This is a genomic window from Glutamicibacter sp. AGC46 (assembly GCF_053543715.1).
This window is the reverse complement of record NZ_JBLVOJ010000011.1, coordinates 509,252-529,695: the sequence shown is the minus strand read 5'-3', so window position 1 is coordinate 529,695 and position 20,444 is coordinate 509,252. Positions and strand designations below refer to the sequence as shown.

General features: G+C 59.4%; 17 protein-coding genes. 1 reads left to right on the top strand and 16 read right to left on the bottom strand.

The window, feature by feature from the left end:
- Positions 1 to 14 precede the first annotated feature (14 nt).
- From ACNPM8_RS07665 to dinB, 16 genes are all read right to left on the bottom strand, one after another.
- A complete protein-coding gene (locus ACNPM8_RS07665) occupies positions 15 to 737 on the bottom strand; it encodes a polyphenol oxidase family protein (protein ID WP_133834279.1) in 723 nt (240 codons plus the stop codon).
- A 20-nt stretch (positions 738 to 757) separates the two neighbouring features.
- Positions 758 to 1,957, bottom strand: a complete 1,200-nt coding sequence (gene ftsZ / locus ACNPM8_RS07660; protein WP_105656797.1) for a cell division protein FtsZ — start codon at positions 1,955 to 1,957, stop codon at positions 758 to 760.
- Between the two features lie 219 nt (positions 1,958 to 2,176).
- Positions 2,177 to 2,911, bottom strand: coding sequence for a cell division protein FtsQ/DivIB (locus ACNPM8_RS07655; protein ID WP_448939581.1), 735 nt, complete (start codon positions 2,909 to 2,911; stop codon positions 2,177 to 2,179).
- 62 nt (positions 2,912 to 2,973) lie between these two features.
- A complete protein-coding gene (murC, locus tag ACNPM8_RS07650) occupies positions 2,974 to 4,371 on the bottom strand; it encodes a UDP-N-acetylmuramate--L-alanine ligase (protein WP_133834281.1) in 1,398 nt (465 codons plus the stop codon).
- Between the two features lie 4 nt (positions 4,372 to 4,375).
- Complete coding sequence (murG, locus tag ACNPM8_RS07645; RefSeq protein WP_448939580.1) at positions 4,376 to 5,497, bottom strand: undecaprenyldiphospho-muramoylpentapeptide beta-N-acetylglucosaminyltransferase; 1,122 nt, start codon at positions 5,495 to 5,497, stop codon at positions 4,376 to 4,378.
- Between the two features lie 99 nt (positions 5,498 to 5,596).
- Positions 5,597 to 6,850 (bottom strand): putative lipid II flippase FtsW, encoded by a 1,254-nt coding sequence (ftsW, locus tag ACNPM8_RS07640; protein WP_332730614.1) that lies wholly within the window; start codon positions 6,848 to 6,850, stop codon positions 5,597 to 5,599.
- Between the two features lie 43 nt (positions 6,851 to 6,893).
- Complete coding sequence (murD, locus tag ACNPM8_RS07635) at positions 6,894 to 8,438, bottom strand: UDP-N-acetylmuramoyl-L-alanine--D-glutamate ligase (protein WP_448939579.1); 1,545 nt, start codon at positions 8,436 to 8,438, stop codon at positions 6,894 to 6,896.
- On the bottom strand, positions 8,420 to 9,523 hold the full coding sequence (gene mraY, locus ACNPM8_RS07630) for a phospho-N-acetylmuramoyl-pentapeptide-transferase (protein WP_105656803.1): 1,104 nt from the start codon (positions 9,521 to 9,523) through the stop codon (positions 8,420 to 8,422). Before mraY ends, murD begins: the two co-directional genes overlap by 19 nt.
- Positions 9,520 to 10,977, bottom strand: coding sequence for a UDP-N-acetylmuramoyl-tripeptide--D-alanyl-D-alanine ligase (locus tag ACNPM8_RS07625; protein ID WP_400342195.1), 1,458 nt, complete (start codon positions 10,975 to 10,977; stop codon positions 9,520 to 9,522). Before ACNPM8_RS07625 ends, mraY begins: the two co-directional genes overlap by 4 nt.
- Positions 10,978 to 11,027: 50 nt before the next feature.
- Positions 11,028 to 12,620 carry a UDP-N-acetylmuramoyl-L-alanyl-D-glutamate--2,6-diaminopimelate ligase gene (locus ACNPM8_RS07620; RefSeq protein WP_448939578.1) on the bottom strand — a complete coding sequence of 531 codons (1,593 nt, stop codon included), beginning with the start codon at positions 12,618 to 12,620 and terminating at the stop codon, positions 11,028 to 11,030.
- Positions 12,614 to 14,428 (bottom strand): peptidoglycan D,D-transpeptidase FtsI family protein, encoded by a 1,815-nt coding sequence (locus ACNPM8_RS07615; RefSeq protein ID WP_448939577.1) that lies wholly within the window; start codon positions 14,426 to 14,428, stop codon positions 12,614 to 12,616. Before ACNPM8_RS07615 ends, ACNPM8_RS07620 begins: the two co-directional genes overlap by 7 nt.
- A 74-nt stretch (positions 14,429 to 14,502) precedes the next feature.
- Positions 14,503 to 15,273: a hypothetical protein gene (locus ACNPM8_RS07610; RefSeq protein WP_105656806.1), complete on the bottom strand. Its 771-nt coding sequence runs from the start codon at positions 15,271 to 15,273 to the stop codon at positions 14,503 to 14,505.
- Position 15,274: 1 nt separating this feature from the next.
- Positions 15,275 to 16,267, bottom strand: coding sequence for a 16S rRNA (cytosine(1402)-N(4))-methyltransferase RsmH (rsmH, locus tag ACNPM8_RS07605; RefSeq protein WP_181148802.1), 993 nt, complete (start codon positions 16,265 to 16,267; stop codon positions 15,275 to 15,277).
- A gap of 170 nt (positions 16,268 to 16,437) precedes the next feature.
- Positions 16,438 to 16,851, bottom strand: coding sequence for a division/cell wall cluster transcriptional repressor MraZ (gene mraZ / locus ACNPM8_RS07600; RefSeq protein ID WP_038990697.1), 414 nt, complete (start codon positions 16,849 to 16,851; stop codon positions 16,438 to 16,440).
- A gap of 528 nt (positions 16,852 to 17,379) precedes the next feature.
- On the bottom strand, positions 17,380 to 17,763 hold the full coding sequence (locus tag ACNPM8_RS07595; protein ID WP_105656808.1) for a DUF3040 domain-containing protein: 384 nt from the start codon (positions 17,761 to 17,763) through the stop codon (positions 17,380 to 17,382).
- 182 nt (positions 17,764 to 17,945) lie between these two features.
- Positions 17,946 to 19,112, bottom strand: coding sequence for a DNA polymerase IV (gene dinB, locus ACNPM8_RS07590; protein ID WP_448939576.1), 1,167 nt, complete (start codon positions 19,110 to 19,112; stop codon positions 17,946 to 17,948).
- A gap of 162 nt (positions 19,113 to 19,274) precedes the next feature.
- On the opposite strand from dinB, the gene ACNPM8_RS07585 reads away from it, so the two are divergent.
- Complete coding sequence (locus ACNPM8_RS07585) at positions 19,275 to 20,381, top strand: polyprenyl synthetase family protein (protein ID WP_332485974.1); 1,107 nt, start codon at positions 19,275 to 19,277, stop codon at positions 20,379 to 20,381.
- Positions 20,382 to 20,444: the final 63 nt, after the last annotated feature.

Below are 20,444 nucleotides of genomic sequence, written 5' to 3'. Positions count from 1 at the left end.
TGTGTCGCGCACGCCTACGCGGCGGTCCAGATGAGTCCGGCAAGTCGTCCTGCACGGCTTGAACGCCGGTAGGAATAGTAGCTTTCGTCTTCCAAGGTGCAGACACCGGATTGCCGCACGTCCACCCCGAGGCCGCGCAGTTCTTGTTCGGCTGAGGCCGGAAGGTCCAGCCCATGGGTCCCCCAGCGAGTCGTGGTGCGAATCCCGGTGCGCAACTCTTCGGATTCCTGGGCCATGCTTTCTGGAACTTCATAGCATCGGCCGCAGATCGAAGGGCCGATCACGGCTTCCACTGTGTCGGCACCATGAGCCTTCAGGCCCTCGACCGTTTTTGCCAGGATCCCGTCGAGCAGCCCGCGCCTGCCGGCGTGGGTTGCGGCACTCAGGGTTTGCCCATTGCGCGTGTTTCTTCCGACAAAGAGCACCGGAAGGCAGTCGGCGACCATCACTGCCAGGGGCTGGGTGCCAGTTGGGTCCAGCAATCCATCGCAGGTTGGCGCTGCCGGCTCTAGCCACGAGGTGCGCCGCACCGGCGTGACCTCATATACATCGGCGGAGTGCACCTGGTTCATGAAGTTAAGCGAGAAGCGTCGAACCCCGATCAAGTCCTCCAATTTGGCTCGATTCTCCGCCACAAGGCGGGGATCGTCATTCACGTGCAGGGCGAGGTTTCCCTCAGCCTGCGATGTGAATGCCAGTTGGATGCTCGGATCGAGGTTCGACGCGAAATGTAGCACTGCTCAGCTTCTTGCTGTTTTTACTTCAGGAAGTCCGGGACATCCAGGTCGTCGTTCGAACCGTTCAGGTCCGAGTCGACAACATCTGGAAGGTCCTGGAAGGAGCTAGCCTGCTCTGCGGCAGCTGGCTTCTCATGAGCAACCTGGGCTGGCTTCGCAGCTTCGGTTGCAGCAGGTGCTGGTGTCTCTGGAATGCTCGCTGGCACTTGCTCAGCCGGGCGCGCGGAGACAGCTGGCTTTGCTGCGACCGGTGCCATTGGCTTGCTGGTGACATCTGGCTCGTCGAAGCCGGCTGCAATCACGGTGACACGTGCTTCGTCGCCCAAGGCGTCGTCAATGACGGCACCGAAGATGATGTTGGCTTCCGGGTGGGCAACTTCCTGCACGAGGCGTGCAGCTTCGTTGATTTCGAACAAGCCGAGGTCGGAGCCGCCCTGGATGGAGAGCAGGACGCCGTGGGCGCCATCGATAGAAGCTTCGAGCAGTGGCGAGGCAATAGCCAGCTCCGCTGCCTTCACTGCACGGTCTTCGCCCCGCGCCGAACCGATGCCCATCAATGCCGAGCCTGCGCCCTGCATAACGGACTTCACGTCGGCGAAGTCGAGGTTGATCAGGCCCGAGGTGGTGATCAGGTCGGTAATGCCCTGCACGCCGGAGAGCAGAACCTGGTCTGCCTGGCGGAATGCATCGAGCACCGATACGTTGCGATCCGAGATCGACAGCAGTCGATCGTTCGGGATCACAATGAGGGTATCCACTTCGTCGCGCAGGGCTTCGATGCCCGACTCGGCGGAGTTAGCGCGGCGGCGACCCTCGAAGGTGAATGGACGGGTGACCACGCCGATGGTCAGCGCGCCAAGCGAGCGGGCAATGCGGGCCACGACCGGCGCGCCGCCGGTACCAGTACCGCCGCCTTCGCCAGCGGTCACGAAGACCATGTCCGCGCCGCGCAGGACGTCTTCGATTTCTTCTACATGATCTTCCGCTGCCTGGCGTCCCACATCAGGGTTGGCGCCAGCGCCCAGGCCACGAGTCAGTTCGCGTCCTACGTCGAGTTTGACGTCGGCATCACTCATAAGCAGAGCCTGGGCATCGGTGTTAATGGCGATGAACTCTACGCCCTTGAGACCGACTTCGATCATTCGATTGACTGCGTTTACACCGCCACCGCCGATTCCGACGACTTTAATGACCGCGAGGTAATTCTGTGGAGCTGCCACGTCCCGCTTCCCTTGTTAGATGTGCTACATATTTCACGACTCCAGCTAAAGACCTTCACCTTTAGCCTTAAGGTTAAGATTCTGTCAAGCTGTCGTTATTAGAAACGCTATGAGTCGTGTGGTCTTTCTGCAACGACCGCCTAGGCGTGTCGCTTACTCAAAACTATCTTTCCAGAATTTCTTGGCTTATTGGTCTTCCCGCGCCCAGAGCACCGCGACTTAATAGACCACGGGATTTTCTGGGTTGGTGACGTCGATGGTCGTCTTGGCCGCGTGCTTTTTCTCAAGCTCTTTCAAGAAGATCGTCGCCACTTCATTTTTCAGGGCCGCTTTCTTGGCGTCTCCCCAAATCAAAGTACGGTTCTTCGGCAACGCCAGTTCGGCGAACCCTGCCTTGGACAAGGATGCCGTTGAGACTTCCTTGAGCACTTTCTTGTCAACGGTGCTCAAGATTCCGGTCAGCAGCTTGAACTGCTCCGGATCAGCAGTGACGTCGGTGGCCTTGATCTTGGGCAACTTGTCCTTGTCATTCTTGCCGACGGTGCGAAGCTTCTTGCCGGTCTCGGAGACCAGGTACTGCTTCTTGCCCTCCAGCAAGATGGCCACCGGCACAGCTTCGATTACCTCAACGACCAAGGTGTTGGGCATCTGGGCCTTGACCACGATTTCGTCGATGGCCGGCTGCTCGCCGATCAGCTCCTGGACCCTCGATTCAGAGATCCGCGGCAGCGGAACGCCCTTCAATGGGTCCAGGGACTTCCCCAGCTTCTCGGAATTGACCAGCTTGGTGCCGGTTACTTCGATCTTCTTGGCAGCGATCACCGGTGAGAAGCTCAAGATCAAAACCGCAGCGAGGCTGAGCACGACGATGCATGCCGCGAGAATAATCAGGATCTTGCGCCGTTTTTTCTCCGGGCTCTCCGGAAGTTCTACGACTTTTGCTGCTTCACCCATGGATCACCTTGGTAGACGGAAGTGGACCAACTGCGATGGCCTCGGACTCGGGACGGAATTCGTCAGCTCAGCGACTTGACGATGTCTGGACCTAGCGCTGTGACATCGCCGGCGCCAATGGTCATGATGACATCGCCCGGCTCGGACTGCTCAACCACGTGCGCTACAGCGGCTGCCGGCGAAAGTACCTGGGCAGGAACCTCGATGCGCGATGCGATCAGTTCGCTGTCCACGCCATCGATAGGTTCTTCACGTGCCGGGTAGATATCCAGCACGGCCACCGAATCGGCCAGGGACAAGGCCTGGGCGAATTGGCGGAAGAACTCTTGGGTACGGCTGAACAGGTGCGGCTGGAAGACAATGTGCAGCCGGCCGGTGCCGGCAACCGTACGGCCGGCGGTCAGCGCTGCCTGCACCTCTGTCGGGTGGTGCGCGTAGTCGTCGTAGACACGGACCTCTGCGGCTTCACCCTTGAATTCGAATCGGCGAGCTGCCCCGGAGAAACTGGAGAGCGCCTGCAGCGCTTCGTCAACGTCCACACCTGCATCAATGCCGACAGACAATGCGGCGGCAGCATTAAGCAGGTTGTGCTGGCCGGGCACTGCCAGATCCAGGATGCGGCTTTGTCCGCTGCCCCATTCGATGGTTGCGGTGAAGCGGCCGTCTTCGGTGGCGCGGGCATCGGAAAGGCGGCGGTCGGCGTGATCGCTGAAGCCGTAGGTCTGCACGCGGATTTCCGGACGCTCTGCGCGCATCTTGTGCGCCAGATCGTTGGAACCCTCATCATCTGCACAGCAGATCAGCAAGCCGTCTGCCGGCAATAGCCTGGCGAAGTCCACGAAGGCCTGGTGCACTGCTTCAGCGGTACCGTAGTGATCCAGGTGGTCGGCTTCGACGTTGGTCACGATGATGGCATCCGGCCGGTAGTTGAGGAAGGAAGCGTCGGATTCGTCCGCTTCGGCCACGAAGTAGGATCCGGATCCGAGCTCGGCGTTGGTGCCCAGGCTTGGAATATTCGCTCCCACGGCGAAGCTCGGACGCGCGCCAATGGTCTTGAGCATATGGGCGGTCAGCGAAGTAGTGGTGGTCTTGCCGTGAGTACCGGCGATGGCCACGATCTTCTCGTGGCCGCGCATGGTAGCTTCCAGGCCTTCGGAGCGGTGCAAGATTCGCAGTCCGCGGCGCAGGGCTTCGTCGTATTCCGGGTTTCCGGCCTTGATGATCGAGGAGATCACCACGGTGTCGGCGTCGCCGAGGTTCGCTGGGTCGTAGCCTACGTGGATTCGCGCGCCGCGCTCACGCAAGCCATCGAGCACCGGGAGATCCTTGGCATCGGTGCCGGAGACAGCCAGGCCGTAGTCGAGCAGCAGCCGTGCAACCGCTGATACGCCAACCCCGCCTACACCCATCAGGTGTACCTTGCCCAGATCGGCGTTCAGTTCGTCGGCTCGCAGTGCCATGGTTCTAGCCTTCCTGACCCGCACGGCGGCGGGTTGAAACTTCATCAATAATCCGTCGCGCCATGATCTGCGCGGCGTCGCGCTGCCCCAATGAGGCAGCGGCTTGAGACATCTTGTCAATTTTATGCTGATCGGTCAGCAGATTGATGACATTTTCGGTGATATAGGACTTTGTGAACTCCGCGTCGGAAACCAGGACGGCTCCCCCGGCAGCGACCAGCTCACGGGCGTTGAGCTTTTGCTCGCCGTTGCCGATGGGCAGCGGAACCAGTACCGAGGCGGTGCCAGCTACGGCCAGTTCGCAGACGGTGCCCGCGCCGGAGCGGCAGATCATCAAATCCGCGACGGCGTAGGCGTAGTCCATGCGGTCCACGTATTCGGTCTGGCTGTAGCCTTCATGGGACAGCAGATTGCCCGAGGCGTCCAGAATCTGCTTTCCGCGTCCGGTGATGTGGATAGTGTGGATGCCAGCTGCGTTCAGCTCGTCCAGGGACTGCTCGATGGCGGTATTGATGCTCTGCGCTCCGGAGGATCCACCGGTGACCAGAAGTACCGGCTTCTGCCCGGTGATACCGAAGTACCCGCGTGCTTCGCCTCGCAGCGCGGCTTTGTCCATGGTGGCAACGTTGGAGCGCATCGGCATGCCCACCTGCATCTCACCGGGCAGCCCGGTGTTGGCGAAAGTGGTTCCGACGAATGCCGCGTTCTTTGCCCCGAGCTTGTTTGCCATGCCGGCAACGGAGTTGGCCTCATGCACGAAGATCGGCAGCTTCAGCTGCTTCGCGGCAAGATATGCCGGGGTGCAGACATAACCGCCGACGCCCAGGACGGCCTCGGCCTTGGTAGTGCGCAGAACGTTCTTGGCGTTGTTAATGGCCTTGATGAAACGGAAAGGGAACTTGAGCAGATCCACGTTGATGCTGCGTGGCATCGGGGCCTTGGGGATGAGTTCGAGCGGGTAGCCGGCTTCCGGCACCAGCTTGGTTTCCAGGCCACCGGGAGAACCCAGTGCTGTGACCATTGCTTCGGGATGCTCGGCCTTCACGGCATCAGCTATGGCCAGCATGGGCGAGATATGGCCGGCAGTTCCGCCGCCGGCGACGACTAGACGAAGTGCTTCGCTCATCTGTTGCTGTACTCCTTCGTCCTGCCAATGGGCAGGATCAACGTCCACCGCAGATTCAGCGATGGGCCTCTGCTTCTGATAGCGGCCGCTAGCGGCGCACTATTTGGTTTTCTTGCTCTTTGCCGGTTTCTTTTCCAGCATTGCTTCGAATTCAAGTTTTTGTGCCCGGGCCGAGGAGAGGACATAGCCCATTGCCAGCATGATGGCGAGCATCGCCGAGCCGCCGGAGGAAATGAACGGCAGCGGAACACCGATCACGGGAAGTACGCCGGTGACGGTACCCAGATTCACGAAGGTCTGGCCGATGACCCAGGACATCAGGCAACCCATGAGCACCTTGGTGTACAAGTCCTTGGCGCGTGCTGCAATGCGATACATCGCCAAGGCCAGCAGCATGAACATGACCAGGACGAACAGCACGCCGATCAGGCCGAACTCTTCACCCAGGATGGAGAAGATGAAGTCGTTCTGCGCCTCAGGCACATAGGACCACTTCATGCGGGACTGGCCTGCGCCCACACCGAACCAGCCGCCGGAGGCGAAGGCGTGAAGGCCCATGCTGGCCTGGTAGCAAAGGTCGCTGCTCGGGCCGCAATCGGTATCAAGCCAAGCGAGGATGCGCTGGCGGCGGTTGGAGGAAGCGAAGATCGCCACGGACAGGCCCAGGACACCGACCACCGAAAACGCCGCCAGCCACTTCATCCGGATGCCGCCCAAGAACATCGCCGAGGCAATGATCATCAACAAGACCAGCGCTGTACCTACGTCCTTGCCGACCACGATGAGGCCAACAATGAAGACCCCCACCGGGGCAACCACTGGGACGACCAAATGCTTGATGTCGTGCAGCAGATGCTGCTTCTTTTCCAGCATGAACGCGGCAAAAACAGACAACGCCAGTTTGGCGAACTCGCTGGGCTGCAGGCCGAAGCCGCCGATGCGGATCCAGTTTCGGTTGCCGAGCACCGTATGGCCCAATGGCGTGAACGCCACGAGGAACAACAGGACCACTGCCGCAATAACGGAAGGCCAGGCCAGCCGCTTCAGCGTTTCCGGCTTGATCCGCTGCATGACCAGCATGCAGAGAATACCCAAGGCGGCAAAGCCACCCTGGGACAGCGCCACGGTGAAACCGTCCCTGCCCTTCGCGATCGCTTCAACCGACGCCGATGACTGGACCATGACCACACCGAAAACGGCCAGCACGATGGAGCCCACGAGCACCAGCCAGTAGTCCGTGGAGGCCATGCGGCCGCTGGAGTTCTCGACGGTTCCGAGCATCCTGCCGAATCTCACGTACCAAGGGAATTCGGCTTTGGAACCTGCTGGCTTCTTGTTCATTTTCATCGCCATCGGTGCCTCCTGCCTCGGTGTCGTTTATTCGGTCAGCTTTCGATTACTGGTCTTCGCCAGTTTTATCCATCAGATCACTGACGGCAGCGATAAATGCGTTGCCACGCTGGGCGTAGGAACTGAATTGGTCCATCGAGGCCGCGGCGGGAGCCATGAGCACGGTATCCCCTGCTTCGGCTACTTCGGCAGCCTTGGAGACCGCACGCGTCATGACCTGGGCGCCGCTTGGAACCGAACCGTCACCGCCCTGCGCTGCCCCGGTGATGTCGATGACTTCAACCTCTGGCGCGTGGGCAGCGAGTGCTTGGCGCAAACTTGCGGTGTCGGTGCCGATGAGCAAGACCTTGGCCAGGCGCTGCGCGTGCTTGGCGATCAAGTCGCCGTATTCCACGCCCTTGGACAAGCCACCGGCAATCCAGACCACACGGGTGAATGCGGCCAACGAAGCATCGGCCGCATGCGGATTAGTGGCCTTGGAATCATTGATCCACAGGATGTCGTTCTTGCGGGCGACGGCCTGGATCCGGTGATCGCCGGAGTCGAAGTTCGCCAAACCCGCAGCGACAGCTTCTGCATTCACTCCGTACGCGCGGGTCAGCGCCGCCGCGGCAGCCGCGTTCGCGGCGGTGTGGCGCGGAACAATCTCGCCGATGTCCTTCAGGGCGATCAGTTCCACGGCACTGGTCTTGCGCTCTTCGATGAAGGCGCGGTCCACCAGCAGGCCTTCGACAACACCCACCATCGATACTGCTGGGGTATCGGTGGTGAAGCCGATAGCACGGCAGCCTTCGATGACTTCAGCGTTTTCCACCATGGTGATGGTGCGCTCATCGGCGGCGTTGAAGATCGCTGCTACCTGGGTGCGTTCGTAGATCTTGGCCTTGGCGGCCTTGTAGTTGCCGAAGCCGCCATGCCAGTCCACGTGGTCTTCGGCCAGGTTCAAGACCACCGAGGCAAGCGGAGAAATGCTATGCGTGTAGTGCAGCTGGAAGCTGGAGAGCTCGACGGCGAATACGTCATAGTCCACCGGTTCGCGTACGGCATCCAGGATCGGTGTGCCGACGTTGCCGACGGCGATGGCCTTCCGCCCATCGGCGCGCAGGATCGCCTCGGTCATGCCCACAGTGGTGGTCTTGCCGTTGGTGCCGGTAATCGCCAGCCACTGTGGTGCTGTGTGGCCGGCACGGTTCTGCACGCGCCAAGCCAGCTCGATATCGCTCCAGATCTCGATGCCCTTGGACTCGGCCTCTGCGATGACCGGATTACGGGGATTCCAGCCTGGGGAAACCATGACCAGCTGGGCCGGCTTGCCATTGACCAACGGCAGGGCCTGGACGTTCCCGTCGCCCAGCAGCACCTCATGGGCCCCGACGATCTTCAGCGTCTCGGCGCGTTGCTGGTTCAGCTGGTCATCGCGGCCGTCGATGACGGTGACGATGGCACCCAGCTCGATGAGGGTGTCGGCCGCAGAGAATCCGGAGAGTCCCAATCCGGCGACGACTACGCGCAGGCCTTTCCAATCAGCATCCCAGCTGGTTAGCGAGTCAAGAGATTTGCCAGCGTCTACGCTCACAGTGCGACAACCCATTCAGAGTAGAAGAGACCCAGGCCCGCGGCCACGAACAGGCCGGCAAGGATCCAGAATCGGATAACAACGTTTTCTTCGGACCAGCCCGAAAGCTCGAAGTGGTGCTGCAGCGGCGCCATCTTGAACACGCGCTTGCCGCCCGAGAGCTTGAAGTAGCCCACCTGGATGATCACCGACAGGGAGATGATCACGAACAGGCCGGCAATTACCACCAGCAGCAGCTGGGTGCGCGAGAGGATCGCGAAGGCAGCCACGGCGCCGCCGATGGCCAGCGATCCGGTGTCGCCCATGAAGATCTTCGCCGGCTTGGCGTTGAACCAGAGGAAGGCGATCAGCGCACCGGAGAGGGTGGCCCCCAGCAGGGCCAGGTCCTGCGGGTCGCGTACCGAGTAGCAGACGTCCAGCGAGTCCATGTTGCTGCAGGCCTGGTTCTGCTGCCAGATGCCCATCAGGGTGTAGGCGCCGAAGACCATGATCGAGGCACCGGTAGCCAGTCCGTCCAGGCCATCGGTCAAGTTCACGCCGTTGGTAGCACCGGTAACGATGAAGTTCGCCCAGAGCACGAACAGGATCATGCCCAGCATCGGGCCTGCGAAGGCCAGGTCGATGTTGGTGTCGCGCAGGAAGGAGATCGCGGTAGAGCCCGGAGTCAGGCCCTGGTCATTGGGGAACTGCAAGGCCAGCACGGCGAAGCTGATGCCGAAGAATGCCTGCAGGACAATCTTCTGCCAGGCGCGCAAGCCCAATGAGCGCTTCTTGAAGATCTTGATGAAGTCATCGAGGAAGCCGACCAGTCCCATGCCGCCGAAGAGCATCAGGACCAGCATTCCGCTGGCGGTAATTCCCGAAGAAGTGCGTCCCATGAGCGAAAGGATGCCATGGGTGGCGAAGTACGCAACGAACACGGCCAGGACGAAGACCACTCCGCCCATGGTCGGGGTGCCGGACTTGATGGCGTGCGAGTTCGGCCCGTCGTCGCGCACGACCTGCCCGTATTGCTTCTTGGTGAGCAGGCGGATGTACAGCGGCATGGCCACCATGGTCAGCACGAGGGCAATGCCGGCCCCCAGAATCAATGCGATCATGCGTTGTCGCCTTCCTTCGCGAATGCTGCAATGTCGTCGCCGAGGAAGCGTAGACCGGCCCCGTTAGAGGACTTGAACAAGGCGATGTCGCCTGGCTGAAGCTGCTCTTGCAGCAGCGCGCGAGCCTCATCTACGTCTTCAACGTAGAAGGCCTCGTCGCCCCAGCTGCCTTCGAGCACAGCGGAGTTGTAGGCGGGCTTTGCGCCACGGCCTACCACTACAAGTTTCTTGATGTTCATGCGAACTGCCATGCGGCCCAGCAGGTCGTGCTGGTGGATGCTGTCATCGCCCAGTTCCAGCATTTCGCCCAGGACTGCCCAGGTGCGTCGGCCCGGTGCGCCGTCGGCGCCCAGGCCCAATTCGGCCAGGGTCACCAGCGCAGCGCGCATTGATTCAGGGTTCGCGTTGTACGCGTCGTTGATGATGCTCACGCCGTCAGCGCGCTCGATGCGCTCCATGCGCCAGCGGCTGCCGGCAGCGCGGCCTTCCAGGCCTGCGGCGATCACTTCCGGGGCGATATCCAGGGCCAGTGCAGCGTTGGCCGCGGCGAGGATATTCGAGACGTGATGGCGTCCCAGGAGGCCCGAGGTGATGCGCTTGCTGTAGCCGCCAGGGAATTCAAGAGTGAGTTCTGGCTGCCCGTGGGAAGTCACAACAACGTCGGTGGCCCAGACCCCAGCGTTTTCCGGCTTGTTCTTTCCGGTGCCGAAGAAGCGCACGGCTCCCCCGGAACGCAAGTCCATGCGTGCCACGCGGGGGTCTTCAGCATTCAAGATGGCCGTGCCATCGGCTGGCAGGGCTTCAACGAGTTCGCCCTTGGCCTTCTCGATGTTCTCCACCCCGCCGAATTCGCCGGCATGGGCGGTACCGACGCACAACACGACACCGACCTGCGGGTGCACCATATCTGTCAGGTACGTCAGGTGGCCAAGGCCGGTGGCCCCCATCTCGATGACAAAGTACTTGGTCTCTTCGGTGGCGCTGAATACCGTCAGCGGGACGCCGACTTCGCCATTGTATGAGCCGATTGGCGACACGGTCGGCGCCACTTGCGACAGAATACCGGCGAGCAGGTCCTTGGTGGTGGTCTTGCCGGCCGAACCGGTGATTCCCACGACCTTGGCGTCGTTCTTTTCCTTGAGAAGGGCAACGATGTGCGCGGCAATTTTGCCCATCGCTTCTACCGCGTCTTCAATGATGATCGCCGGGTGTTCCCTGCGGTCTTCATCGTGGGTAATGCGTTCGGCTAGGGCCAGCACTGCGCCGGCGGCGCGTGCACGGTCGATAAAGGCGTGCCCGTCGGAGAATTCTCCGGGCTTGGCGACGAATAAGGCACCCGGGACGACTTCGCGCGAGTCAGTGGTCACGGAAGTGATCACCGTGTCGGAGGCGGCTGTAGCAGTCGCTTTTCCGCCGGTGATTTCCAGCAGGTCGGTCAGAGACAGTTCAATCATGGCAATAAGGACTTTACACTTGAGCGGTGGCGATAGTGGACTTGTACGTTCTAGGAATTGGTCACAAATCCATGAAGATTCAGTGCTTTCGCTAGTTCCACTCGATCATCCAGTTCCACGTCAATTCCCGCGACGTCTTGGCTGACTTCATGTCCCCGCCCGGCCACGAGAATCGCGTCGTTGGCTTCGGCCAAACTCACAGCGAACTCTACGGCTTTGGCGCGTGGCGCGATGTTGTGAAGCTGCACCTGCGGACGCTCGGAATCGAGAACTTGCTGTGCTCCGGCGGCAACCTGGGCGCGGATCGGAGCCGGGTCTTCGCTGTGCGGGTCGTCGTCGGTCACAATGACGATATCCGCGTGGCGGGCTGCCACCGCTCCCATATCCGGGCGCTTGGTCTTATCGCGCTCTCCGGTGGCGCCGAAGACGACGATCCGGCGTCCCTGCTCCCCCGGACGGATGGAATCCAAAGCCTTTGCCAGTGCATCCGAATTATGGGCGAAATCGACTACGGCTACCGGAGATTCGGCTACGACCTGCATCCGCCCTGGAACGGCGACCGACAGCGGATCCTTGGAGTCCAAGGCCTGCTGCAGGGCTTCGAGGTCCGCACCGCCGGCCAGCACCATCAAGGCCGCCAGCGCTCCGTTGGCGACGTTGAACATGCCTGGAAGCAGGGTGCGGGTCCGCAGCTGGCGCCCATCCCGGTGCACAAGGGTGAAACTGTGGCCCAATCCGCAGTGCGCCAGTTCGGCAACCCTCCAGTGCGCCGAAGGGTGTTCGCCGTCGAGGCTCAGGGTCTCGGTAGGCACAAGGGCGCGCTCGGCCAGGCGCTGGCCGTATTTATCGTCTACCATGACCACTGCGCGCTCGGAGCGTTCCGCGGTGAATAGTTCGGCCTTGGTTTCGAAGTACTCGTCCATCGTGCCGTGCAGGTCCAAGTGGTCCTGGGTCAGGTTGGTGTAACCGGAAACGGCAAAGCGCAGGGCATCAACGCGGCCATAGCTCAGCGAGTGGCTGGATACCTCCATGGCCACCGACGTGACTTCCTGCTGCGCCATGCGCGAGAGCACGCCGTGCAGCTGGGTGGACTCCGGGGTGGTCAGCACGCTGGGGATGATCTGCCCGCGGGCGGACATCTCAATCGTGCCGATCAGCCCGGTTTCTTCACCCAGTGCATCCAGGATCGCGCGGATCATGAAGGTTGTGGTGGTCTTGCCGTTGGTGCCGGTGACAGCGAACAGCTTCGGGCTGCGCTGGTCGGTTCCGTAGACGCTCTGCGCGATCACGGCTGCGGATTTGCGTACATCTGCAACGACTGCCACCGGGATCGAGAGGTCATCGCTGAGGAATTCGAGTCCTGCAGTATCGGTGATCAGTGCGACAGCACCGTTGCCGATGGCGGTTTCCACGAATTCGGCACCGTGGCGCTTGGCACCGGAAATACCCAGGAAGACGTCACCGCTCTGTACGATCTGCGGGTTGAGGCTGACGCCGAGGATTTGCGGAGCGGCATTGAGCAGCGCTCCAGTTCGCACCGCGCCAGCTGTGCCGCAGAGCTGGTCGAAGCCAAGACCGGCGATGCTCTCTGGGCGTAGGTACCGTTCTAGCTCACGCGGAGTGTCGGGGTTCTGGACTACCAAGATTTCTTCTGATCCTCACCTACAAAGACGTCATACGCCTCTGACTTTGTCGTGCTCGGTGGCACATTGAATGTGTTGAGAGTATGGCTCATAACATCGGTAAACGTGTCAGCTACCGAGAAGTCTTTCCAGTTGCCCTTTGGCCTGTACATGGTTGCCACGACGACGAACTGCGGATCTTCCAAGGGAGCGACACCTGCAAAGGAATAAGTATATCCGTCATAGCCCTTGGCGCTTGCCGCCTGGCCTGTACCGGTCTTGCCGCCCACGCGGTACCCGGGAATGCGCTCCTTGTAGCCGGTACCGTCGTCAACGCCCGATTCCATGAGCTTGAGCATTTCGTCAGCGGTGCTTTTCTTGACCACGCGCTTCTTTTCCGGTGCGGGGATCTTGGTGATGGTACCGTCTTCGTTGCGGTAGCCCTCAATCAGGCTTGGCGAAAGGCGAACGCCGCCGTTGGCCAAGGACTGGAAAATTGAAGCGGTGTGCAGCACGGTCTGCGAATAGCCCTGGCCGAACATGGTGGTGTACTGCTGGCGGCGGTCCCAATTATCGGGATGCGCTAATTGGCCAGCGCTAGCGCCATTCAAGCCGACGCGGATGGGCGAACCCAATCCGAAGGCACGCATGTAGTCGTAACGGGTCTGCTTGCTCATGGTATTTCCGACCATCACGGTGCCGGTGTTGTAGGAACGGGCGAAGATGCCCGAGACCGTCATGTCGTACGTTGGGTGTTCCAACGAGTCATTGATGGTTTCCTTGGTGAACGTCTTCTTATTCGGCACACGCATCTCGGTCAGCGGATCCACTCCGCCCTGGTCGATGGCCGCCGCGAAGATCGCGGCCTTGCCGGTGGAACCTGGCTCGAAAGCACGGGTGATGGAGGTGGAGCGGCGGAACTCCGGCTTGGTAGCGCCTGGATCATTCGGGTCCAATTCAGCGGAGTCGCCGATGGCGAGGATCTTGCCGGTATCCGCTTTCATGACGACCACGGAAACCCACTCAGCGTTGAACTGAGCTTGCTTCTTTTCTGCTGCACGCTGGGCAACGTAGTTGATGTCGGAGTCGATGGTCAGGATGACGTCCTGGCCATCGACTGCAGGGGTTTCTTCGACCTCGGTGACGGGAATGCGCACGCCATCGGCGCTGATCTCGAACTTGCGGCTGCCGGCCGTACCGGCCAGGTGTTCCTCCTGGCTCAGTTCCAGGCCTTCGGCTCCCACCACGGCTGTTTGGTCTTCGGAGTTGCGCACGAACCCCAGCAGTGGTCCTGCAATTACGCCTTGCGGGTACTGGCGTTCGCTGCGCAGCAATGAGGCAAGTCGCGGAATACCGATTTCGAGGACTTCGTTGCGTACTTCCGGGGTCACGCTCTTGGCGAGCATGACGTACCCTTTGGGCTTGGCATCGCCCTGCGGGCGAACCTTCGTGGCAAGTTCCTCACGGTCCTGGTCAAGGGTATCGGCTAGTTCGTCAATGGCTTGGTCCCACGTGATGCGTTCCTGGCCATTGGTTCCATCCCGCTTCGCACGGCGAATGTTCTCACCCTGCTCGCGCTGGTCGATGACCAGATCATAGCGGTCTACTGAGACGGCGAGGGTGGTGCCATTGCGGTCTTCGATGGATCCTCGATTTGGCGCAATGTTTTCAACGCGTTCGCGGTTTTCCTGTGCAGCGTTGGCAATGGTTGCCGAGTTGATGCCCTGGACCCAGACCAGCCGGCCCAGGATCACCAGCAGCAAAACCACGGAGAGGAGCAGCACAAAGCGCATTCGCTTTTTCGCAGTGTCGATTGCCGTCGAGCTCACAAAAGAACCTAACTTTCCCTCAGCGTGGTTTTCCAGCAGCGTAGGCCACCTGTATCTAGCTTAGAAAGGGCTAACTACTCTGCTGGGGATTTGATGCTTGGTGCAGGGATCGTGCCCCCGTTAAGCTCAGCGTCATTGAACACTGGGCGGCCATCACTGGCAACTTCACGTTCAGCTTTCTCCGGCTTCACCTCTGGTTCCTTGGAACCTTCAGTGGCACCGGACTCCTTCTGTGAATCTGCTGAGGCTTTACCCACAGTGGTCTTCGGCGTGTTTGATGCGTTGGCTTCAGTTTTGCTTTCACCCTTGCGGATGCTGTCGCCCGGCAGCGGAATAGTTCCGTATTCCTGCTTGCTGTTCTTTGCCTTGACCGCCTTCTCAGCGTCTTGGGCAACCTTGCCCTCAGACAGGCTGATCAGCCCTGGAGCACCTGGCGAAACCAAACCGAGGTCCTTTGCCTTGGCGGCCAGCGCCTGTGGCGCCGCCAACGACTGGGCCTCCTTCAGCAGTGCCTGATTCTCTTGGGAAAGCGCACGCTCTTGCGAACGCAAGTTCACGATGTCGTACTGCCGCTGAGCTACAGAAGTATTGAGCAGCACCAGCGTAACGATCACGCTGAATGCCAAGACAACGAGCACCGCAGACATGGTGAACATGGAGCGCTTGCTGGTTTCGTTCATCTTAGGAACCAACGAAAGAGTTACGCGCTGACGCGAATCGCCTTTAGGCAGGTTGCTAGCTGGGACGGGCTCGGGTCGCATTGCACGCGCAGTATTACCGTCGACAACAGGCTGGTTGTTCACGGCTGCGGTCTTCTGCACGCGGCGCTGGGCTCGTTGGCTCATGCTAGCTCCTCTTCAACACTCGTTCCACAGCTCGCAAGCGGGCTGAGGCTGCACGTGAATTTTCTGCTATTTCGTGGTCGCTTGGCTTCTCGGTGCCCTTGGTGAGCACCTTGTATTCAGCTTTGTGTTCGTCCAGCTCCACCGGGAATCCCGGAGGGGCCGACGAGGTAGATCCATGGACGAAGTGCCGCTTGGTGATTTTGTCTTCCAAGGAGTGGTAACTCATCACGACGACTCTTCCGCCGACGTTCAAAGCTCCCATTGCCGCCGGGATCGCACGTTCCAAGACGTCAAGTTCCTCATTCACTGCAATACGCAATGCTTGGAAGGTCCTCTTGGCCGGGTGTCCGTGGTTTCGAGCAGCCGCCGCGGGCACAACGCTGCGGATCACTTCAACTAGTTCAGCAGTGGTAGTGATGCGGCTCTTGGCGCGTGCCTCGACGATTGCCGTCGAGATGCGTCCAGCAAACTTCTCTTCGCCCCACTGTCGAATAATTCGAAGCAGTTCGTCGCGTTCCAAGTCGTTGACCAGGTCCTCGGCAGTTGGGCCAACAGAGGTGTCCATGCGCATATCCAGCGGTGCATCATACGAATAGGCGAAACCCCGTTCACGCTCATCGAGCTGCAGCGAGGAAACGCCAAGGTCGAACAGAACGCCGTCGACCCCCGGGAACCCAAGATCTTCCACGACATCCGCAATTTCGTCATACACCGCGTGCACGAGGTCGATGCGGTCCTGGAACGGGGCGAGTCGTGCACCGGCAAGTTCGTGAGCCTGCTCGTCGCGGTCTAGACCGATCAGGTGCAAGTTGTCGAACCGCTTGAGGATGGCTTCGGAGTGCCCACCCATCCCGAGGGTGCAGTCAACCACAATTGCCCGACGGCCTTCAGCATTGGCTCGCTCAATACCTGGAGCTAGCAAATTAACGCATCGGTCCAGAAGTACTGGAACGTGGCGTTCGGATGCTGGTCGCTGGGAATCCTGATTTGGCACTGCGCCCCCTTTCGCTTTCGATCTGCTGTTGAGATCAGATCCCCCTCCAACCAAGTGGCGATCCAACCTTCTGGCTCCGGGGAAGTGAAGCCAGACGATTTTCTACCCCAAGGTGGCTGGAGATCTCATCTCAACAAACGTGGTGTTTTGTCGGTGTAGGGCACAAAGCCCTAATCTTCGTCAGTATCGGAGAACACGTCTTCTTGTTCATCCAAGTACTGCTGCCATGCGGTCGAATCCCAGATTTCAATACGGTTGCCCGCACCGATAACTGTGACCTCCCGATCAAGGCCTCCATAAGTGCGCAGCACTTGCGGAATCGTTACGCGCCCCTGCTTATCTGGAACTTCATCCGAGGCCCCTGAGAGGAACACACGCGCATAGTCGCGTGCTCGCCGGGAGGTCAAGGATGCCTGCGCCAGCTGCTCGTGCTGCTTCTCAAATTCCCGCTGGCTGAAAACGTATATGCAACGCTCTTGGCCGCGAGTGAGAACCAGCCCATAGGACAGCTCATCTCGATATTTAGCTGGAAGAATCAACCGACCTTTTTCATCAAGACGCGGTGTGTAAGTTCCAAGGAACATGCACACCACCTTTCCCGTGAAGTGGCCAGAAGCCCCATTCTTCTCTACTTGCCTCCACTTTACTCCACAACCCTCCACTGTCAATGCAATTTCAGTGGTTTCGCGAGGGTCTGGACTTAAAAAACACCTGAATCTAGCGGATGCTCAGCCTATGTTCAGGTGGAGGGATGGGAATCGTCCAGCTGCATGATCCAGTATTTTTCAGAGATTCCACACGCAAAATCCGCGTAATATAGCTATTTTTAGGCGCGGTGGTGGGAAGTGGAGGAACCTGGGGAGGGAAGTGGGGGCCTGCCTGACCGGCGAGGTGGACGTGAACCTTGGAATCTGCAGAGAATTCAAGATCACTTGCAAAGTCGCGCGACCTTCAGATAGGCGCACCGAATATCCAGGACATCCAACTTCCCGAATTGAACGAAACCCATGCGCCCCGGCATGAGGTGCACGGTGACCGTAGGGATGTGAGAAGCGGGGCTTAAACAGAAAAGAGGTGCAACCCTAGGGGTCACACCTCAATATCAATGCAGATCAGCTATCGGACTGATCACGCTTTCGCTGGTTCCATTTTTCTTCCAGGCCGGAAAGGAACTGCGAATTATTCTTGGCTGCAGATTTTGATCCCGTTCCGTTGGACGGACCAATTTTTCCAGTAGCCGATTTAGTCAGGGCAAGCAGTACACCCGCGAACATCACCGCAAAGCCGAGAACGCCTACGATGATGATGTGCTGCGAGATTCCAAAGATGAGTCCCGCTAGGCCGACGATTACCAGCAAGATACCCAGAGCAATATTGCGGGTCGACAAACGTCCCGTGCCCGATGGGCCTTTCATGCTCGAAGCGAAGCGACGGTCTTCATGCAGCTGCTTTTCCAACTGCTCCAACAAACGCTGCTCGTGTTCCGATAGCGGCATCGTCTTCTCCTTCCAAAGGCAATCTCGACGGTCGTCCACCGTCTTCAAGTTCAACGTCGGGTCGAAGGGAAAAGTTCCCTGGATTCGATCGAACTTAATTCAAGGATAGTCTCTTTTGCACCCGCCCTGCTAGTTGATCTTCCCCACTGTCCAGATATCCATACGTTCTACACAGAATGTGTTTATTCCTTGGGGCGCAGAAAACGTGCTGGGGTCACGATGGACTGCGGGAATCTCTGTCCGATCTGGTCAGCGATGCGTTCCGCTTCTCGGGCTTTCTCTTCGCGGGGGTCCAAGCTAAATTGCAGACCCAACTCGTAATCTTGCAACCGTTCAGCTTTCACCCCGATCAGCCGGACCGGTTGCGGCATAGGGGTCAATTTTCGCAGAAGGGCCAGCGCGGACTCGCTAATTTTCGTTGAAGAGTCTGTCGCAGCTGCGAGCGCCTTCGAACGCGTAATTCCAGAAAAGTCCTTGTACTTGATCTTGAGCCCAACACCGTTGGCTGATTTGCCGTGCTGCCGCAGCCGTTGACCGACCTTATGGCTCAGCCGCAAAAGTTCGCCCTCAAGCACCTGGGGATCGGTGATATCCACCGCAAAGGTATGTTCCGATGAAATGCTCTTCTCATCCCGGCTAACCTCCACCGGACGGTTATCGATCCCCCGCGAGAGCAAATAAAGGGCGCGGCCGTGTTCCCCCAACCGACTAATCAATCTTGCTTCTGGCTCGCCAGCGAGTTGCCCCACGGTCTCAATCCCCAAGGAGTGAAGCTGACTAGCGGTTCGTTTTCCCACGCCCCACATTTTCGACACGGGTAATTCGTGCAGGAATTCTTCGGTGCGGTCGGGTGCAACTACCGCCATGCCGTCAGGCTTGGCGTACGTCGAAGCGAGTTTCGCAACGAATTTATTCCTTGCAATGCCCACGCTGGCCGGCAGTCCCATTTCTTTGCGTATATATTCGCGGATCTGCTGAGCGATCTGCACTGGCCCGCCAAGCATGCGCATGCTTCCAGTAACGTCTAGGAACGCTTCGTCGACACTGACTTGCTCAACCAGAGGCGTCAATGTGCGGAAGTACGCCATGATCTGGGCCGAGGCTTGCGAGTACTTGTGATGGCTCGGCTCGATCACGGTAGCTTGCGGTAGCAGCGGGATGGCTTGGCTCATCGGCATGGCCGAATGGATCCCGCGAGCTCGGCAGTCATAAGACGCAGAGAGCACCACGCTCCGGCCTGAACGGTGGCCTACAATAACTGGCTTGCCTACTAGGTCAGGGCGGTCCCGCAGTTCCACTGAAACAAAGAAGGCGTCCATATCGACATGGAGGATTGCACGATCCACCATTTCAATTCCTCTCCCCTCGTTCGGCTGCACCACCAGCTTACTCGAATGTATATTCGGATTCCGTTCGCACCCCGCGTACTTTGGGTGCCTTCTTCGCCGGGCGGGAATCACCGGTAGAGTTGTTGCTAACCACTAGTTGTTTACCCGTAGAAATGATTTTGCATGTCGATGCCTGATTCTGTGCCGGACCTCAACACTGAAGCCCAGAGCTTGAGCCGTACCTACACTTCTGACGTTGCTCAGTTATTGGAAGAATTCCTGGCTGCGAAAAGCGTTGAAGTTGGTCAGATTACTAGCAGCGCCGTCGAAATCGTCAATGCGATCACGTCACTGACCCGTGGCGGCAAGCGGCTTCGCGCCCTGTTCGCTTTCTGGGGTTACCTCGGTGCAGGTGGTCGGCCCGATGAACGCGACATCGTCCAACTCGGGGTGGCCTTGGAACTCTTCCAAGGAGCCGCGCTGATTCATGACGACATCATCGACAATTCCGATACACGACGCGGTCAGCCGAGCGTTCACAAGCGCTTCGAGGCCCAGCACCGAGAACTTGGGCTTGCGGGGAGCGCAGCGAGCTACGGCATGGCCAGCGCAATCCTTACCGGCGACCTATGCCTGTCGTTGAGCGAGGAAGTCTTCTCAGGTATTGCTTCCCTCAACGCTCGGGCGCGTACCATCTTCAATCAGATGCGCACCCAGGTGATGGCCGGGCAGTATCTTGATGTTCTAGAAGAGTCTGCGGGCCCCGCCTACGATCCGAAGGAAGCGGTCAAGCGAGCTCGCACTATCGTGCGCTTCAAGTCAGCCAAATACTCCACTGAAAACCCATTCTTGCTTGGCGGCGCGTTGGCCGGCGCCAGCGAGGCTCTTATGGAGCGCTACTCCGCATTCGCGCTTCCGCTGGGTGAGGCATTCCAGCTACGTGACGATGTTCTGGGCGTGTTTGGCGATCCAGCAGTCACAGGGAAGCCGACCGGCGGCGATTTGCAAGAAGGCAAGCGCACGGAATTGATTGCCCACGCCCTCTTGCTATCAACTTCTGACGAACAGGACTTCATTCAGAGTCGCCTCGGCGCAGTGGATCTCAGCGAAGAAGAAGTGTTGAGACTAAGCGGTATTCTGCGCGATAGCGGCGCCCTGGCGGCCACCGAGCAGAGCATTAGTGAGTTGACCACCCAATCAGATCTCGCCCTGAACGCATTGCACGTCACGCCCCTCGCCTTAGCGGGAATGCAGCAGCTCAGTGATGCAGTGACAAAGAGAAGTAAATAGCGATTCGTTACTAAGACATAACGAAAGGTCTCAACCATCCATGCGATATGGAATACGGTTGAG

What these genes read in the sequence shown, in the direction of transcription:
- ACNPM8_RS07655 (WP_448939581.1), bottom strand. Translation starts at nt 2,911, where the DNA reads ATGGGTGAAGCAGCAAAAGTCGTAGAACTTCCGGAGAGCCCGGAGAAA.
- murC (WP_133834281.1), bottom strand. Translation starts at nt 4,371, where the DNA reads ATGGCACTGCGAGCCGACGAACTGAACGCCGATCTGGGCAAGGTACAC.
- murG (WP_448939580.1), bottom strand. Translation starts at nt 5,497, where the DNA reads ATGAGCGAAGCACTTCGTCTAGTCGTCGCCGGCGGCGGAACTGCCGGC.
- ftsW (WP_332730614.1), bottom strand. Translation starts at nt 6,850, where the DNA reads ATGGCGATGAAAATGAACAAGAAGCCAGCAGGTTCCAAAGCCGAATTC.
- murD (WP_448939579.1), bottom strand. Translation starts at nt 8,438, where the DNA reads ATGGGTTGTCGCACTGTGAGCGTAGACGCTGGCAAATCTCTTGACTCG.
- mraY (WP_105656803.1), bottom strand. Translation starts at nt 9,523, where the DNA reads ATGATCGCATTGATTCTGGGGGCCGGCATTGCCCTCGTGCTGACCATG.
- ACNPM8_RS07625 (WP_400342195.1), bottom strand. Translation starts at nt 10,977, where the DNA reads ATGATTGAACTGTCTCTGACCGACCTGCTGGAAATCACCGGCGGAAAA.
- ACNPM8_RS07610 (WP_105656806.1), bottom strand. Translation starts at nt 15,273, where the DNA reads ATGAGCCAACGAGCCCAGCGCCGCGTGCAGAAGACCGCAGCCGTGAAC.
- mraZ (WP_038990697.1), bottom strand. Translation starts at nt 16,851, where the DNA reads ATGTTCCTTGGAACTTACACACCGCGTCTTGATGAAAAAGGTCGGTTG.
- ACNPM8_RS07595 (WP_105656808.1), bottom strand. Translation starts at nt 17,763, where the DNA reads ATGCCGCTATCGGAACACGAGCAGCGTTTGTTGGAGCAGTTGGAAAAG.
- dinB (WP_448939576.1), bottom strand. Translation starts at nt 19,112, where the DNA reads ATGGTGGATCGTGCAATCCTCCATGTCGATATGGACGCCTTCTTTGTT.
- ACNPM8_RS07585 (WP_332485974.1), top strand. Translation starts at nt 19,275, where the DNA reads ATGTCGATGCCTGATTCTGTGCCGGACCTCAACACTGAAGCCCAGAGC.